Here is a 1,689-nt window from a genome sequence, read left to right on the forward strand (position 1 = left end):
CCCCCTTGTGGTCGGTGTACAGGTGGTGCATGGCTGTCGTCAGCTCGTGTCGTGAGATGTTGGGTTAAGTCCCGCAACGAGCGCAACCCTTGTCCTGTGTTGCCAGCATGCCCTTCGGGGTGATGGGGACTCACAGGAGACCGCCGGGGTCAACTCGGAGGAAGGTGGGGACGACGTCAAGTCATCATGCCCCTTATGTCTTGGGCTGCACACGTGCTACAATGGCAGGTACAATGAGCTGCGAAACCGTGAGGTGGAGCGAATCTCAAAAAGCCTGTCTCAGTTCGGATTGGGGTCTGCAACTCGACCCCATGAAGTCGGAGTTGCTAGTAATCGCAGATCAGCATTGCTGCGGTGAATACGTTCCCGGGCCTTGTACACACCGCCCGTCACGTCACGAAAGTCGGTAACACCCGAAGCCGGTGGCCCAACCCCTTGTGGGAGGGAGCTGTCGAAGGTGGGACCAGCGATTGGGACGAAGTCGTAACAAGGTAGCCGTACCGGAAGGTGCGGCTGGATCACCTCCTTTCTAAGGAGCACTTCTCACCAACTCCGGTTGGTCAGAGGCCAGTACATCGGCGAACGTCCGATGCTGGTTGCTCATGGGTGGAACGTTGATTATTCGGCACTCTCAGTCATCTCGGGCTGCCAGTACTGCTCTTCGGAGCGTGGAACGCTGATCACGAGTGGCGAGGGTGCCGGGCACGCTGTTGGGTGTCTGAAGTAACGGCCGCAAGGTTGTACTTCGATGCCGGCCCCAGTGAACTCGCCGAGTGTGGCGGGGTGGTGGGTGGCTGGTCGTTGTTTGAGAACTGCACAGTGGACGCGAGCATCTGTGGCCAAGTTTTTAAGGGCGCACGGTGGATGCCTTGGCACCAGGAACCGATGAAGGACGTGGGAGGCCACGATAGTCCCCGGGGAGTCGTCAACCAGGCTTTGATCCGGGGGTTTCCGAATGGGGAAACCCGGCAGTCGTCATGGGCTGTCACCCATACCTGAACACATAGGGTATGTGGAGGGAACGCGGGGAAGTGAAACATCTCAGTACCCGCAGGAAGAGAAAACAACCGTGATTCCGGGAGTAGTGGCGAGCGAAACCGGATGAGGCCAAACCGTATGCGTGTGAGACCCGGCAGGGGTTGCGCATGCGGGGTTGTGGGATCTCTCTTTCACAGTCTGCCGGCTGTGAGACGAGTCAGAAACCGTTGATGTAGGCGAAGGACATGCGAAAGGTCCGGCGTAGAGGGTAAGACCCCCGTAGTCGAAACGTCAGCGGCTCGTTTGAGAGACACCCAAGTAGCACGGGGCCCGAGAAATCCCGTGTGAATCTGGCGGGACCACCCGCTAAGCCTAAATATTCCCTGGTGACCGATAGCGGATAGTACCGTGAGGGAATGGTGAAAAGTACCCCGGGAGGGGAGTGAAATAGTACCTGAAACCGTGTGCCTACAAGCCGTGGGAGCGTCGGATGGAAGCTTGCTTCCATCTCGTGACTGCGTGCCTTTTGAAGAATGAGCCTGCGAGTTTGCGGTGTGTTGCGAGGTTAACCCGTGTGGGGAAGCCGTAGCGAAAGCGAGTCCGAACAGGGCGATTCAGTAGCGCGCTCAAGACCCGAAGCGGAGTGATCTAGCCATGGGCAGGTTGAAGCGGAGGTAAGACTTCGTGGAGGACCGAACCCACCAGGGTTGA

2 rRNA genes are annotated in these 1,689 nt (G+C 58.3%); both read left to right on the forward strand.

The features are described from left to right. Positions 1 to 529: ribosomal RNA gene (locus tag ACFUO4_RS45665) — 16S ribosomal RNA — on the forward strand; the annotation flags it as partial. Positions 530 to 837: 308 nt separating this feature from the next. Beyond that, a 23S ribosomal RNA gene (locus tag ACFUO4_RS45670) occupies positions 838 to 1,689 on the forward strand; the annotation flags it as partial.

Source organism: Streptomyces sp. NPDC057280 (genome assembly GCF_042668605.1).
Taxonomy (GTDB): Bacteria; Actinomycetota; Actinomycetes; order Streptomycetales; family Streptomycetaceae; genus Streptomyces.